Genomic DNA, 14357 nt, shown 5'->3' on the forward strand with positions numbered 1-14357 from the left:
CTCACACCGAATAGCTGTCGGCGGCCCAGAAGGACCGCGAGCGGGGTGGGCATTTGGTCGATTTGACGAACAGGATTTCAAAGATGCGATCATCCCGAAGCGTCATGACATAGCCGAACAGATGCAGCGGGATCGCGACCAGCAGCATGAAGAGATTGTGGGAGACAAGAAAGCAGATGCTGGAGACGACCCCGTTGAACATGAAATACATGTAGGGGACACCCATCAGCGTCGGTGCGCGTGTGAGCGCCTTGACGAGGGGCGTGATCAGCGGGTCTTCGAGCTCGTCTTCGGTCATTGGCCGACCGCCGACTGGAAGAACTGCACGATCTGCGCCGAGCCGAACACCAGCACGATGCCGAAGATCACGCTGCCGGCGATGCCCCAGGTGAGCCGCCCGCTCCAGGCAAACAAGCCGCAGGCGATCACGGCGAGGGTCGCCAGAGCCGTGGCGATCGGTCCCGTCAGGGTCGAGACGAGCTGCTGAAGCGTGGACTGGACCGGCTGGAGTGTGCCGCCCGTCGATTGCGCGAACGCGTCGGCTGCCGTCACCAGGAGCAGCGATCCTGCCAGTGTAACGCGTGCAAACGATGTCTTCATCCGTTCCTCCGTTCAGTCGATATGCATGACGAATCCGTTGTCCCAGCCTGCCGCCTTGGCGGTCGGGGCTGGTGCAGCGGGCGATGGTGGGGGCTTCGGGCTACCGGGCTCGATCAGATCGGGCGCGCCGGCCATGGCTGTGCCCCGCTCGCGCTTGAGCTGAGCGCCCGGCGTCGGCCAGGTGTAGAAGTCGTTGAGAACCTGCGCGACGAACCGGACCGTCTCGGGGAATGGCGGGACGCCGCGGTTCTTTTCGACCGCGTCCTCGCCCGCGTTGTAGGCTGCTAGGATGAAGAGGGGATTGCGATACTTCTCGTGCAGCGTCCTGAGAAAACGCACCCCGCCAAGCACATTGCCGGTGGGATCGCAGATATCGACCTTGAACCGCTGCGCGGTTTCGGGCTCGAGCTGCATCAGGCCATAGGCGCCCTTGTCCGAAAGCGCCGTCGAATTGAACTGGCTCTCGCTTTTGGCGACCGACATCACGAAGTCGGGGAAGAAATTCTCTTCGGTCGCGATACGGGTGATGAGGGCGCGGGCGTCGTCAGTGCTCAGAGGCCTGGCGTCAGGGCATGGCGTTGTCCGTTCACTTCGTCCGGCCCGCTGAGGCGCGGCATCGCTCGCCCCAAGTGGGACGACGCGGCCGGAATCGTCGACGACGGCTAGCTTTCGGGGCCCGGCGACATCCTGCGCCTCAACCCCGGAGCACGTCACCATGACGCATAGTCCGATCGCTACAAAGCGAATCCCCACGCCCGCCCGTCTCCATTTTTCTCATAGACAATATATTGAATGTTGATACGTTGGCAACAGGTCAAAACATCGACCCGCGACATGTCCTCTTCGGGAGCAAAGGATGAAGCGCGCAGCACCTACCTTGATGATCGGAATGGCATTGCTGGGTCTCGTGCCGATGCGCGCGGCGCACGCCCAGGACGCCTCATTCGGCTGCAAGGTGCTGTTATGCGCAGCCGCCAGCGCGCCGAGCTGGTCCGGCATTCCCTACTGCGTCCCGGTGATGCAGGACCTCTTCCGTCACCTCGCCCATGGGGGCAGCTGGCCGACATGCCCGGAGGGCAACGCAAGCGGTCTCGGATACGAGCCGTATCAGCCATGTCCCGCCGGGATGACAGCAGCGCAGGGCGGTTCGGACGGAAATGGCGGATTGACGCCGGCGGCGAACGGCAATCTGTGCGTCGACTTCACGAAGCCACGGCAGACCTGCTTTGGCGGCCATGACAGCTGCACGACCGAGTATCCGACAAGCTCGCGCGCGCTTCGAAGCGACCCCTATTACGTCGACATCTCGACGGCAAACGGCGCCCAGCGTTTCTATTTCTCACTCCAGGGCTACTGAGATGGCGAGGGCGCGACTGATAACCTTTGCGCTTCTCTCCGCCCTTGCGGCAACCCCGGTCTCGGCGCAAGTCACGCCGCCCGGATGGTTTCCGGTCCCGCCCGACGCCGCCTTCGATACCGGCGACAGCTGGTCGAACGCCGGCACCACCTACCGGCTCTACGGTGTCCAATCCTGCCTGCGTGGCACGTCCTTCACCAACGCCCACGGGATCAAGCGCGATTGCGGCGAGGCCTCGCTCGCCATGCTTGTCGCGCTGATCCGCGATCTGAGACCCCAATGCTATGAGGCCGCCGAGTTACCGCAGACAAGGACCGCCTTCGTGTTTTGCGTCGCCGTGCGGACCGAAGGTGCGGGAAAGGGCTCGCGGATCGATCTCGGCACCGCGCTGATCGCGACGGGCTTTGCCTTCGCAGCGCTGAAGCCCGACGGATCTCCCGTCCATGCCCCCTATCTCGAGGCGCAGCATGTCGCGCAGAAAAGCCGTACCGGCCTGTGGGCTTTCCCCGATCTTCCCGATCCAAACACCATCATCCTTCGCGCGATCCGCCAGGCATCGCCCTCGGCGGCCGCGACGCCGCCGCCCCAATAGACTCCGATCAACGCACAACAGGGAGATCAAGCCTTGCGAACGACCAATCTGTTCATCCTGCGCGGCCGCGTCGGCCAGGCGCCGAAAGCGTTCAACAAAGCGGCGAAAGTCAGCGTCGCCACCGATCGGGCGTGGACCGATGGAAAAGGCGAGCGACGCGAGGAGACCGATTGGGTGACGGTCACCATCCTCAACGAGAAGGCGGCGGAATGGGTGCTCGCCAACGTCGCCAAGGGCGACGCCGTCTATGCCGAATGCCGGGTTGCGGACGGATCCTACAAGGGCAAGGACGGCGAGACCGTCTATACGACGGACATCATCGCGAATGCGTTCCACAAGCTCGACCTCGGATCACGCGACGATGCCGCTGCGTGAGGCCCGGTTCTTGGCGGCAGCTGCCCTCGCCGCCTGCACGGCGCTGCCCTGCCACGCCCAAAGCGGCGGCGATCCAGCCAGTCTTTACCAACCGAAGCTCGCCGCGCAACTGCCGCCGTTGCGCGTCGAGGTGATCGACGGCATCCGCTTCCGCGACATCGAGACGAAGACGATCTTCCGTCTCTACGGAATCGACGCATGCGCGTCAGACCAGATCGCCACACTCGGCCGGCAGCCCTGGCCTTGCGGCACGATGGTGCGAGCCTGGCTTGTCACGGCAACCTTGAACACCTGGGTTGCCTGCGCCGTGATCCGGGATGAACCCGGCGAGCGTGTCGCGCGCTGTGCCACGGCAGCCCATCGCGATCTTTCGGCCGACATGTTGCGCGAGGGTGTCGCCGTCCTCGCTCCCGCCACGGACGGCGAGCCCGTCATCGGGGACTACGCGGCGGCCGAACAGCAGGCTCGCAAGGCCTATCGCGGTCTCTGGTCGAGTGCCTTCCAGATGCCCTGGGACTGGCGAGCTGCCCGCAAGGCAGCCACGAATGTCGCAGTACAAGCCGAGGCGACGCCATGACACGAAAAAGGCTGTTCGCACTCCTGCCCCTGATCGCGCTCGCCGGATGCGCGGCACGCGAAGAACCGCCCATCATCCCCGCCGGTCCCGATGCACTCTATGTCCCCGAGCGGGTCGTTCCCGGACGGCTCGAATACGCGCCGGATCGGTCGACCTTCGCCCCGATCCTGACCGAGCGATTTGCCTATCCGACCCAGCCCGAGGCGAACGCAGCCTATCTCCGGCTCATCGCGGCCGCACAGCCTGGCCCGGCCTATCCCGCGTCGGTCTGGCTGTTCGGCTGCAAGCCGGGCGCGCTCGATGCGCAAACCGCGAGGGTCGCCCGATATCACGGTCCCGTCGTCCATTGCGCAACCGATTTCCTCGATCGCGGCGGCCACCGCCTGCGGCGGGAAACGGCAAATTTCTACTATGACAATCACATCTGGTCGATGCAGCCGGTCTATCCGCCGAGGACGAGCGTCGCCTGGCGCAACCGCGAAAGTTCTCCAAAGGATTTCTGGTGGTGGCTGCCGGGCAGGCCACGCTACGAATAGGCGGACCCGTTTATGGCGCGGCCCATCTCGTCATTGATACAATATATTAGATGTTGTATTCTTTTCTCAGCAACGATCAGCGGAAGTTTTGCGTTCATGGAGGCATCGCACGCACAGGCTCAGACCGTCACCGCCGATCCCGGTGCGTGGCGCTCCATGTCGTATGCGAACCTTCAGGTGCCCTCGCCCGCGACGGCGACCTATATCGACATTTGGAAGGATGCGATCGACGAGAACAATCGTCATTATGAGCAACGGGGCGATCGTCGGTTCGCCGGCGGAAACGCCCCCGCCAACGAAGCGCACTTCGTGATCTGGAGCAGCCGTCGCTCGGTCGTCTTCAGCGTCCTCGACACCGCAAGCCAATGCGAGGCGAAGACGGCCTTCCCTGCCGTCGGCGCCACCGTGAAACTCTGCCCGATGCGGATCGCCATCTATGAAGGCCTGCAGGTGCGCACGATGGATGGCGGCAAGGCTTGCTTCCTCGAACTCGACAAGCCGTCGCCGACCGACGCGACGGCGTCAGGCAGCTATGCATCCTATGACGTCGCGCGCCGGGCGCTCAAGACCGGACTGATCGTCAACCACGTTGCCGTCGACGGCTGTTCGTTCGATGTCCCGCTTCCCCGGTAATGATGGACCGCACCATGCAGATTGACCGGTGTTCCGGCAAATAACACGCGCCAACGCCAAGGAGATGACTATGCGACTGGCAGCCCTGACAATTCTCGCAGCCCCGATGCTCGGGTTGATTGCGTCGCCCTGTTTGGCAGCGGACTCCGCCTTTTCGTACAAGACGAGTTATCGCAACGTCACGAGCGACCCCGACAAGGTCTGGACCGGTGACGCGCTCGCGCCCAATCCGAAGGGCACCGTGACGATCCATGAGTATCAGCTGCGCACGCCCGAAGGCGAATGGCTGATCTCGCAGATCTGGAACGACGATTGCTCGTCGGGCACCTGCCCGACACGCCTTCTGCGCATCACCCCGAGCGGCGAGCGCCACGTCGTCGTCGACGACATGATGCACCAGGTCGTGCCGCCCGACGATCCACGCTTTGCCGACATGGCCTCCAATAAAAAGCTCGAGGAATTTGCGCGCCGTCCCTTCGCGCTCAGCGACAACGGCAAAACCCTCATCAACGGCGATTACAAATTCCAGGCCGACGGGGGCAAGCCATGAGATTGCCGCACGCCTTGCGACATTCGCTCGCCGACGCGGGCTTGCTGCTCTGCCTGTCAGCCGCAGTCGCCTTCGCCGGCGAATCGGCGGCCAACCTGACCGCCGCCGGCATACCCTCGAACTGTGCCGACTTCGCCTCGAAGGTCTCGGCAAGCGAAGGAAATTTCGGCACGACCAACCAGTTCGGATGTCTCGGCGCCTTTCAGTTCTGCCCGGGGACATTCGAGCAATATTACAGCGGCAGCGCCCAAAGCTTCCTCAACAATCCTTCGGCGCAGACCGCCGCGTGGACGCAATACGAACAAAACGAATGGTCGAAAGCCCAGAACAACGGTCTCACCTCCATCGTCGGGCAACAGGTCTGCTCGGGTGGCAAGTGCGCGACCATCGATCAGTCCGCCATCCTCATGGCGTGTCAGTTTGGCTGCGGCTCAAAGGGAAAGCTCGCCAACTATGTGGCGAGCGGCGATTGCAACGCACGCAACGTGAAGGACGGAAATGGCGTCAGCGTCTGCACCTATCTCCTGCGCGGCGCCGGCTATGACGTGTCCTGCTTCACTGGTCAGCAATCCAATGTGTGCGTGCAGACGCCGACCGGCCCTGGCGACTTTCCCACCTCTACCGGGATCGCGTCGAATCCGCCATCGGCTTCGACCGCGTCGATCATCGTCGGCCCAACCGAGATCTGAGATCGGCGCCTAGTTGAGCTCGGTCGGATCGCGAAGGATGAAACGTGAGAAACCGTTGAGTTGTTCTTCAACCTCGGCGCAGAGATTGCCGCCTCTGTAGTGCGCATGGACCAGCGCCCAGAACACGACTTCGTCTGAGCGGCCGGCAAACAGGGCTTTTTGCAGGGTGCGGCCAATTATGGTCACCGCGCGGATGGGCTCGTATCGAGCATGCAACTCGGATGCGACAATCCTGGTATCGGCAGTTCGAATCAATGTTTGTTCCTCAGCTACTGCAGGCTGCGCTAGGCAGCCGTCGGCCATGACACGTCGTTGAGAACGGAATGCGTGCAGCCGCGCGCATCGTGCAGGGCGGCAAGGGTCTCGCGGTTGAAGGACATCCGCAGAGCGACGACCTCGTCCCTTCCCATGCGCGTCGGAAATCCAAGGGGCCGCACGAAGAAGCGAAGTTGCATCGCGATGACCATAAGACGCCAATCGATGACGGCGCTGACCGTATCAACCCGATTGGCCATCCCCCATTCGACGACACCTTGGGCAAGCTCAAGGAACGGGCTATCCCCGCGCGGACGCATTTCGCGATGCCCTTGAGCAACCGCAAACCGCGTCCACTCGAAGACGCGCGGACCCCGCGGCGGCCGCTGCCGGCACAGATCGTTCAGAACATCTGTCAGAAGATGCGGCCGCGTCGTCGGCAGCAAACGCTGGTAGCCGACAATCTCGTCATCGCGCAGGCATATCTGGTGAACGGCATGCGCATCGTCAAATTGATCGTGCTCAAGGCCGTCTGGATGGCTGAGGTCGGTCCAGCCCTTCTCCTGAACGAAAACACTGTGCCTGAACTTGTAGACTCGCTCCATCAGCGCGGCTTGTCGGCTGATTTCGGAGCCGGATAGAACAATCAGCATGGATCAACTCCTCGGCTTGTCGGGGGAGCCGAGTTGTTCCATGAAGCGCGCCGTCAAAATATGGTCACAAACCACCATTGCGCGGTAGTGCGGCCCGATATCGATCGCCTCGGTTGAGTCGCGCCGACATCCGATCTCCGACAGACCAATTAGGCGCTGCGCGCCAATTCCGTCTCCGTGACGGCATCGAAGATTTGCTCCGACCCTGGGGGCTGCTCGTAAAACATCGGAATGAATTCCGCCATGCCCTGCGCGCGCTGAAGCAACATCTCGGTCATGGAATCGCGGTCCACGGCGGCGGAAAACAGGAAGCCCTGCCCCAACCTGCAGCCCATCGACACAAGCTGCTCGGCCTGCGCCTCAGTTTCGATACCCTCCGCGATCACCCGAATGTCGAGTTTGCGCGCAATGTCGATGATGCCCTGCACGATGGCGAGGCTGGCATCGTGGCGCTTCAGGCGAGCAACAAATGTCTGATCAATCTTGATCGCATCGACCGGAACGTTGAGGAGATGCGTAAGCGACGCGTGCCCCGTTCCGAAATCGTCAAGCGCGACGCGGATCCCGCTCGCACGCAGCCGCTCGACCACCCGATCGACATCACCGTTGCGGCAACCGATCGAGACGTTCTCGCTGACCTCGATAATGATGTGGCTGAGCGGCACACCGACCCGGCCAAAACTCGTCTCGAGCTTGCTCAGCAAATCACCGCTGTAAAAGTCCGCAGTCGAAACGTTCACGCCGACATGCTGGAAGGGAATGCCAAGGTCGATCCAGTGGCGCACGTCCCTCGCCACGACGTCCAGCATCCTACTTGTCAGCTCAACCGCCACCCGTACGTCCGACGTCGCATCGCGAAAGCGCGCGGCGGGTACGATTTCGCCGTTCGGTTTGCGAAGCCGGCACAGCGCTTCGACACCGACGATCTCGCGCGTGTCGAGGCGCATCACAGGCTGATAGTGCGCATCGATCCGGCCTTCCCCAAGGGCTGCCGACACATCCTTGATCGTCGCTTGCCGGTTGACGATCCGCGTGTCGATCCCCGGCCAGAACCGCACAAAGCCGCCGCGTCCTGTCTCCTTCGCGTGATACAGCGCGAAATCCGCATTCTTGTAGACCGCTTCCGCGCTCTCATCGCCTGTCGAGACAATGGCGCCGCCGATTGTGCCCGACGGAACGATGGCGTTGCCGTCGCAGTCGGCAGGTGCGCGAATCGCCTCGAGGATTCGATGCGCCGTCTCATCCAGATCGGCCAGGGCCTCCGGCCGCCGTATGACGACAGCGAATTCGTCGCCCCCGAGCCGAAACGTCACGTCCGGAGACACGGCCGCGGCAATCCGCGCGCTCGCGGTCTGCAGAAGTCCATCACCGGCGCGATGGCCGAACGTATCGTTGACGATCTTGAGGTTGTCGAGGTCGACGACGAACAGACCCCACGATCCCGGATCATCGCACGCGAGGCTCTTGAGGGCGATGTTGAAGGCGGCCCGATTTGGGAGAGCGGTCAGCGCATCGACGCTTGCGCGCCGCTCGCGCTCCAAAGCCCGCTCGTGACGCCGCATGGCGATCGCACACAAATCCACGCAGCTCGCGAACACAGCCAGCTCATCGTCGCAGGGACCGCGAGCCTCCGGGAAGAACACCGCCAGCGCACCGATGGGCTCACCGTCATCAATCACTGGCGCCGACCAGCAGGCCTTGAGGCCGAGGCTCGTCGGGAAAGCGCAATATCTCGTCCATTTCGGATCAGCCGAGATATCGGTTACCAAGACCGGCTTTCGCGTGTAAGCCGCGACACCGCATGATCCGACCTCCGGGCCGATCATGACGCCTTCCATGCGAGCACAATATTCAGGGGCCAAACTGGGAGCGGCCAACGGGTGCAACAAACCGGCGCGGCACACATTGACCACGCTGCAGATGGCGCCGGGTGACGCTTTTTCCACTTCAAGGCAAATCTGTGCGGCCGTCTCGGTAAGCGAGGCGCCGCCGGCAATAAGCCTTAAGATGCGATTTTCAATCCCTTGCAAGAGCAGGTGGCCGCCTTAGCCGCAATTGATTCGTTTAATTCTTTGCGATCCTTGTAATTTCTCTGGGTTAAATTGCCGTGAGCCGCGTCTCTAGAATTTGAACGTGTTTGCGAGCCTCTACAAAGCTTAGTTAACTGATCTTCTATTGAGGAAACAGCAACATGGTCGGCCCTTCGAGGTTTCAGTGGCCGCGCTGCTTCGGGCACCAGGTCTCATCCTCGCGCGGAATGGCGACGTCCTTTCTTGTCGGGAAGTAACCAAGGACATTGCAAAGATCGCGATAGACGATCCGCCGGCGTTCTTTCTCCGCTTCAGCCAGGTCCTGCTGTTCCTGGTGTTCTGCGCTGGAAATCCCATCCGGCCGACATCGCGGACAGGTCGCCATGTGAATCACGCGTTCCCACGCGACAAGGGCATCCACGTAAGCCTTGTGGGCCTCGACGGCTCTTCCTTCGAGCTTTTTCCACGGTAACTCTCGATCGTCCGCCAACCCGTCCTCTCCCCCGGGAAAACGTCCGCGGTACGCCCCCGCAAACGAACTCTCTCTGACTCTTGGTGATCGGGGAGTTGGAAAACCGCTGTTAGACGGCCCCGTGGCCTTTAGTTCGGGTGAACCTGTTGCATACGCCACAGGCTCCCCGACCATAAGGTCAAGGAGTGCGGCGCCGTAACGGCCGACGCCAACCGCTAACAGGGGTTTTCCAAGCCCCAGGGCAGCGCGTACTGCCCCGCACGACTCATAACCGCTCGTTCGCTCGGCTTCTAGATGCTTTCGATAAATCGTGACTTACCAATCGCCTAGCAGGCACTTCGGGTAGGCGTAGGATGGAGCGTCTCCCCTCTGGGGCCGGGCTGGCGGCTGAGCTGAAGCCCCTGCCGGGTCTTCCCCCTTCCGGGCAGCCATCCCTGACGCACGCCTGCGGCGGCCGGCGAAAGGGAGTGGCAAGCGGTGCCGCTGGCGCCTCGCCGGACGCAAGGGAGGCTTCGCCGCGCCGATCGTCCAATGTCTTGGATCTCTTGTCAGCGCGCCCTTGCATCCGGCAGGCTTCGCGGCCTGCCGGTTGTGTCCTGCAAGGTGCGGGATGAGGAAAATCAACCGAAGAAAGGGCGAGCGCGCGCCTGCGGCGCGCCTCGGGAGAAGGAATGGAGAAGCACGAAATCGAAACCCTGCGCGAGAAGGTGACCTGCGCAATCGTCCTCGAGGCCGCCGGCTGGAAGGTCGATCTGAAGGAGAGCACCCGCCGCGCCGTGAAGTTCAGGCGCGGCGAGGGCGAAATTATCATCGTGATCCATGACGGGCGTGGCTGGTTCGATCCGCTCTCCCCGAAGAAAGGCGACATCTTCGATCTCGCCGAGCATCTCGGCGCTGACGGCTTCGTCGCCGCCTGCGATCAGCTCGCCGGCCTCGTTGGGTTCGTCCCAAGCCAGCCTGCCTGGACACGGCCGGCGCGCCCGGTGCCAGCCGCCTCGATTTCCGAGCGTTGGCAGCGGCGAGTGAAGCCCCGGCCCGGCTCGGCGACCTGGCGCTATCTCACCTCGGAGCGCGCGCTGCCCGACGATGTCGTTGCCCATGCAACCGCGGCCGACTGCCTGCGGGAAGGCCCGCACGGCAGCATGTGGGCCGCCCACCGCTCGGCCAACGGCGCCCTCACGGGATGGGAGGAACGCGGGTCGGCCTGGCGCGGCTTCGCCACTGACGGCGCCAAGGAGCTTTTCCGCCTCGGACCGGCGAGCGCCGAGCGGATCTGCGTCACCGAGGCGGCGATCGACGCGATGAGCCTTGCTGCGATCGAGGTCCTGCGCGCCGATACGCTCTATGTCAGCACCGGCGGCGGCTGGTCGCCCCTGACCGACGACGCGCTTCGCCGGATCGCCGCGCGAGGCGACGTCACCCTTGTCGCCGCAACCGACAACAATCGGCAAGGCGACATCTACGCCGAGCGCATCCGTGCGATCGCCGCGGAGACCGGCGCCGGCTACGTCCGGTCGCGGCCGCGAGCGGATGATTGGAATGAAGACCTGAAAACCTTGTTGGCGCGCTTCTCAGCGCACCGGCTTGCAGCCCTTGCATAAAGCGATCGGAGTTTTCGAGCGTCGTGCTTTAGGTGCTGAATAGGGCACGGTTGCCCAACAGGAATTCTTTGAGGGTGATCGGTTTCACGCCGCTTGCGTTGAAGACTTCGTCGGTTACCTGGCCGAACGACACCTTCGTTTTTCCGAACGCTTGCGCGAGCACGGACGCGTGCTTTACCAGCCGCGCATTTCCAAAAGGATGCTTGCTCAGTCTGTCCGCCCACGCCTCGATCGAAATATTGCTTTCGTATCGGACAGGTGTTTCGAACACATCGGATACGATCGCGGCCACCTGACGAAAAGTCAGCGCTTCGGGCCCGGTTACATAACGGGTCGTCCCCACGTAGGCGTCCGGATTTTGCAGCACTGATGCAGCAAACCGCGCAATGTCCTCGCCCGCCACCCATGAGAGCGGTGTGTCGCCATCGCCGAACGGTGCTTCCAGCAATCCACGCGCGACCATGTCCGATCCCGCGAGGAATTCGAGGTTTTCATAGAAGAAACCGCCCATGAGATGCGCGACGTTCAGGCCAGCCATGTCGAACATCTGCGAGGCCAGCCAATGCTCCCTCGCCTCGTCGCTCGGACTGCCCTCCCGCGCCGGAATCAGCGACAGATCGACGAGTATCCGCAGTTTGGCATCGCGAGCGGCGATTGCCATATTGATCGCCGCCTCGAGCAGACCCGGACGCATCGGATAGCAAAAGAGCGCGCGATCGACATCTTTCAGGGCATCGCGCAGACTCTGAAGGTTCATGAAGTCACCGACAACGGTCTCGATGCCAAGTTTGTCGAGCGCCTCGCTTCTGTGATCGCGGGTGCGAACCAGTGCCCGAACGGTTGCTCCTGCCTCCCGCAGGAATCGCGCGGTATAGCCGCCGACGCCTCCGTGCAAGCCGGTCGCTCCGGTGACAAGTATCGTGGCTTTGGACATGGATTACTCTTTCACAGTTGTTCGCTGGCGGGGGATTGCCGGGTAGTCGACATCGAGCAGGTCACGATAGGATGCCTTCGCCCGTTTCCGCGCAGCGGCGACACTCCGCTGCACATCCTCTGGCATGAACATTCCGGTGTTCCACGCTGCGGTGTAGCGCAGGCCGTCCTCGATCCGTCGACGGTCGAAATCATTCAGAATTTCTTTGGTGCCCCAGATGGCAAGTGGCGATTTGCTCGCGATGTCGTCAGCCAACGCCCTTGCTGCCGCAACCGTGCCATCGGCATCAGTTGCCATCGCATTGGCGAACCCGAAACGGTGCGCCTCCTCGGCAGGCATCCTGCGCCCCGTCATCGCTAGCTCCCGCACGATGCCAGGCGGTATCAGCGCGGACAGCCGCTGCAGTACCCCCAGGTCGGCGACCATGCCCATCTGGATTTCCTGAATGCTGAAGTAGGCGCCCGTCGCGGCCAGACGCAGGTCACAAGCACAGACGAGATCGAGCGCGCCGCCGATGCAGGCACCATGTATCGCAGCAATGATCGGAAATCGCGCCTGCTCCATGGCGGACATCACTTCGTGCATTCGAAGTAACATCAGCCGCAAACTTGCCCGAAATCGACCGGGCTCGACATCATCATCTCCACCGAGAAAACGTTCCAGCAACTCCACGTCGATGCCTGACGAGAAGTTCGCGCCCTCCCCGCGAATGATCGCCGCCCTTACGGTGCCGGCCTGATCAAGCTCCCGAATTGCTTCGGGGAAACGGGTCCAGAAATCTTCAGTAAGCGAGTTCGCCGCCTGCGGACGACACAGCACGATCTCCGCGATCGGTCCTTCACGATAGACGGTAAAACCTGGCTCACTCATTGGGCTGCTCTTCGGTCACTTGGACGCAGCAGTCAGCATGCGTGCACGATAGCGCTGCATCGCAGGACTTGGCTCTCGCGTCAGGTTTGCCGGCGAGACGAACTCACCGCACTCGGAACAGGCAAGACGCGGTGCGGTTACACATCCACATCCGACGTGTCGTGTAACCTGCGGCGGTCCTTTACCGTCCGACAGCCATTTGTCGCCGAATACGATGATAGTGCTGATGATCGGATGTAGATCGCGTCCCATCTCCGTCATCACATATTCAGAACCGCGCCCCTTGTCCTTGGCACGGGTCTCGAAAATGCCGGCCTCCACCAGTCGCTTCAGCCGTTCGGAGATCACTTGGGGTGTCGCGCCGGTATAGGCGACGAATTCGTCGAAAAGTGTCGTCCCCGCGAACGCTTCACGCACGACCAGCATGGTCCATCGATCTCCCAGGATGCTCATCGTTCTCGCGACCGAACAAATCTGATCCCCCACCTGGTCCCAATTCACTGGCGCTCTCCTGTAGAGAGGCACCAGACCAGATATGAAAATCATAGTCAACACAAGATATGAAAATCATAGTCCGCCTGCATCGACGGCCAATGGGTCGCCAATGGCTGCACGCCGTCCTCGGTCCTCGCGGAGGAAAAAAGGGAGAAGGAAGGAGAATGAGGGTCCGGCTGCCGCATGCCCGGCCGGCGCGTCAAGGGAGGCTTCGCCCGCTTCGCGGCCCTTGACCCTGCGGACCGGAGAGGCGGCCGCCCGGCGGTGTTTGAAAACACCAATGGGAAGGACGAACCATGCCGCTATTTACGATCGAGACCACCTATCGCCTGCCGGTCTACCGCCACCGCGCCTATGAAGCCGATAGCCTCGAGGCTGCTTGCCGCCTTGCTGTCGACGATGAAGGCTGGGGCGATGCCGAAGAGGACGTCGATTCTTCGGGCGAAACCTATGTCACCGGCGCCTGGGACGGGCGCGACTGCGCTTACAGCGGTCCGTCGCTGGCCGTGCCGTCGCATTTCGACGAGACCGTGCAGCGCAAGGCGGATCATTTCGAGATCCTGCTCGGCCTGCTCAAGGTCCTCCGCGGCGCGGGTGACGGAAAGCACTGCGCCTATTGGATCGGCCGTGCCGGTTCGGCCATCGCCAAGGCGGAAGCGATCCTTGCCGGTGCGCGTGATCCCGCTTCTGACGCACCGATGCCGCGGCCGCATATCCTCCTGTCCTTCGATGAGAGCGAGGTGCGTTCGACGATCGGGGAGATCATCGCCGGCGACGAGACCCTCGCGATCTTCTCGGCGGATTCGATCGGTGACGACGACATCCATACCGCCTGCGTGGCGGCCGTCGCAGCAGCCGACTTCGCGGAAGAGAGAGGATCGGTCCTGTTCAAAACGGCCATCGCTGCGATTCGCTCGGTTTGGAGAGCGCCGGATTGGGGAGAAAGACGAAGGGAGATGGGAAAGGAGGAATGACGTGCCGCATGCCCGGCCGGCGCGTCAAGGGAGGCTTCGCCCGCTTCGCGGCCCTTGACCCGCCGGACCGGAGAGGCGGCGGCGAAGGAGGGGTCAGAAGGGCTGAAGAGGATGGCGAACCGGAAGGGTGAGCCGCGCTCCGGCCCGACGAGGCTGAAAGGAGC

At 62.6% G+C, this 14357-nt stretch carries 20 protein-coding genes; 10 read left to right on the forward strand and 10 right to left on the reverse strand.

Going from position 1 to position 14357, the window contains the following annotated elements; all coding sequences use genetic code 11:
• Window position 1: 1 nt before the first annotated feature.
• Genes G8O24_RS27235 through G8O24_RS27245 form a run of 3 tightly spaced genes read right to left on the reverse strand, consistent with a single transcriptional unit; the run spans window position 2 to window position 1317 of the window.
• A complete protein-coding gene (locus G8O24_RS27235) occupies window positions 2-298 on the reverse strand; it encodes a VirB3 family type IV secretion system protein (RefSeq protein ID WP_061979390.1) in 297 nt (98 codons plus the stop codon).
• On the reverse strand, window positions 295-600 hold the full coding sequence (locus G8O24_RS27240; protein ID WP_061979389.1) for a TrbC/VirB2 family type IV secretion system protein: 306 nt from the start codon (window positions 598-600) through the stop codon (window positions 295-297). Before G8O24_RS27240 ends, G8O24_RS27235 begins: the two co-directional genes overlap by 4 nt.
• A gap of 12 nt (window positions 601-612) precedes the next feature.
• The gene (locus G8O24_RS27245; RefSeq protein WP_188104737.1) at window positions 613-1317 is read right to left on the reverse strand and encodes a lytic transglycosylase domain-containing protein; all 705 of its coding nucleotides are present in this window, start codon (window positions 1315-1317) and stop codon (window positions 613-615) included.
• Window positions 1318-1456: 139 nt separating this feature from the next.
• On the opposite strand from G8O24_RS27245, the gene G8O24_RS27250 reads away from it, so the two are divergent.
• From G8O24_RS27250 to G8O24_RS27285, 8 genes are all read left to right on the forward strand, one after another.
• The gene (locus G8O24_RS27250; protein ID WP_188104739.1) at window positions 1457-1957 is read left to right on the forward strand and encodes a hypothetical protein; all 501 of its coding nucleotides are present in this window, start codon (window positions 1457-1459) and stop codon (window positions 1955-1957) included.
• Between the two features lies 1 nt (window position 1958).
• A complete protein-coding gene (locus G8O24_RS27255; RefSeq protein ID WP_188104741.1) occupies window positions 1959-2549 on the forward strand; it encodes a thermonuclease family protein in 591 nt (196 codons plus the stop codon).
• 33 nt (window positions 2550-2582) lie between these two features.
• Window positions 2583-2924, forward strand: a complete 342-nt coding sequence (locus G8O24_RS27260; protein WP_061979385.1) for a single-stranded DNA-binding protein — start codon at window positions 2583-2585, stop codon at window positions 2922-2924.
• Window positions 2911-3501: a thermonuclease family protein gene (locus tag G8O24_RS27265; protein ID WP_188104743.1), complete on the forward strand. Its 591-nt coding sequence runs from the start codon at window positions 2911-2913 to the stop codon at window positions 3499-3501. The genes G8O24_RS27260 and G8O24_RS27265 overlap by 14 nt, the downstream gene beginning before the upstream one ends.
• Window positions 3498-4037: a hypothetical protein gene (locus tag G8O24_RS27270; protein WP_188104745.1), complete on the forward strand. Its 540-nt coding sequence runs from the start codon at window positions 3498-3500 to the stop codon at window positions 4035-4037. The genes G8O24_RS27265 and G8O24_RS27270 overlap by 4 nt, the downstream gene beginning before the upstream one ends.
• Window positions 4038-4049: 12 nt before the next feature.
• Entirely contained in the window at window positions 4050-4670 is a 621-nt protein-coding gene (locus G8O24_RS27275) for a hypothetical protein (RefSeq protein WP_244646006.1), read from the forward strand.
• A gap of 70 nt (window positions 4671-4740) precedes the next feature.
• Window positions 4741-5220, forward strand: coding sequence for a hypothetical protein (locus tag G8O24_RS27280; protein ID WP_188104747.1), 480 nt, complete (start codon window positions 4741-4743; stop codon window positions 5218-5220).
• On the forward strand, window positions 5217-5909 hold the full coding sequence (locus G8O24_RS27285) for a hypothetical protein (RefSeq protein ID WP_061979381.1): 693 nt from the start codon (window positions 5217-5219) through the stop codon (window positions 5907-5909). Before G8O24_RS27280 ends, G8O24_RS27285 begins: the two co-directional genes overlap by 4 nt.
• A gap of 9 nt (window positions 5910-5918) precedes the next feature.
• Here the strand turns inward: G8O24_RS27285 and G8O24_RS27290 are convergent, their stop codons facing one another.
• From G8O24_RS27290 to G8O24_RS27305, 4 genes are all read right to left on the reverse strand, one after another.
• Window positions 5919-6212, reverse strand: a complete 294-nt coding sequence (locus tag G8O24_RS27290) for a hypothetical protein (protein WP_244646007.1) — start codon at window positions 6210-6212, stop codon at window positions 5919-5921.
• Complete coding sequence (locus G8O24_RS27295; RefSeq protein ID WP_188104749.1) at window positions 6194-6817, reverse strand: acyl-homoserine-lactone synthase; 624 nt, start codon at window positions 6815-6817, stop codon at window positions 6194-6196. Before G8O24_RS27295 ends, G8O24_RS27290 begins: the two co-directional genes overlap by 19 nt.
• Window positions 6818-6966: 149 nt before the next feature.
• Window positions 6967-8847 (reverse strand): sensor domain-containing phosphodiesterase, encoded by a 1881-nt coding sequence (locus G8O24_RS27300; RefSeq protein ID WP_188104751.1) that lies wholly within the window; start codon window positions 8845-8847, stop codon window positions 6967-6969.
• Between the two features lie 181 nt (window positions 8848-9028).
• A complete protein-coding gene (locus G8O24_RS27305; protein ID WP_188104753.1) occupies window positions 9029-9337 on the reverse strand; it encodes a transcriptional repressor TraM in 309 nt (102 codons plus the stop codon).
• 653 nt (window positions 9338-9990) lie between these two features.
• Here G8O24_RS27305 and G8O24_RS27310 point away from each other — a divergent pair.
• Window positions 9991-10920, forward strand: coding sequence for a DUF3991 and toprim domain-containing protein (locus tag G8O24_RS27310; protein ID WP_188104755.1), 930 nt, complete (start codon window positions 9991-9993; stop codon window positions 10918-10920).
• A gap of 28 nt (window positions 10921-10948) precedes the next feature.
• Here G8O24_RS27310 and G8O24_RS27315 read toward each other — a convergent pair whose 3' ends face one another.
• Genes G8O24_RS27315 through G8O24_RS27325 form a run of 3 tightly spaced genes read right to left on the reverse strand, consistent with a single transcriptional unit; the run spans window position 10949 to window position 13270 of the window.
• Window positions 10949-11854, reverse strand: a complete 906-nt coding sequence (locus G8O24_RS27315) for an NmrA family NAD(P)-binding protein (RefSeq protein WP_188104756.1) — start codon at window positions 11852-11854, stop codon at window positions 10949-10951.
• 3 nt (window positions 11855-11857) lie between these two features.
• Window positions 11858-12724: an enoyl-CoA hydratase-related protein gene (locus G8O24_RS27320; RefSeq protein WP_188104758.1), complete on the reverse strand. Its 867-nt coding sequence runs from the start codon at window positions 12722-12724 to the stop codon at window positions 11858-11860.
• A gap of 15 nt (window positions 12725-12739) precedes the next feature.
• Window positions 12740-13270, reverse strand: coding sequence for a winged helix-turn-helix transcriptional regulator (locus G8O24_RS27325; RefSeq protein WP_306666323.1), 531 nt, complete (start codon window positions 13268-13270; stop codon window positions 12740-12742).
• Between the two features lie 245 nt (window positions 13271-13515).
• Here G8O24_RS27325 and G8O24_RS27330 point away from each other — a divergent pair, with 245 nt between their 5' ends.
• Window positions 13516-14193, forward strand: coding sequence for a hypothetical protein (locus tag G8O24_RS27330; RefSeq protein WP_188104762.1), 678 nt, complete (start codon window positions 13516-13518; stop codon window positions 14191-14193).
• Window positions 14194-14357 lie beyond the last annotated feature (164 nt).

It is taken from the genome of Bradyrhizobium campsiandrae (genome assembly GCF_014529705.1).
In the GTDB taxonomy this organism is placed as follows: domain Bacteria; phylum Pseudomonadota; class Alphaproteobacteria; order Rhizobiales; family Xanthobacteraceae; genus Bradyrhizobium; species Bradyrhizobium campsiandrae.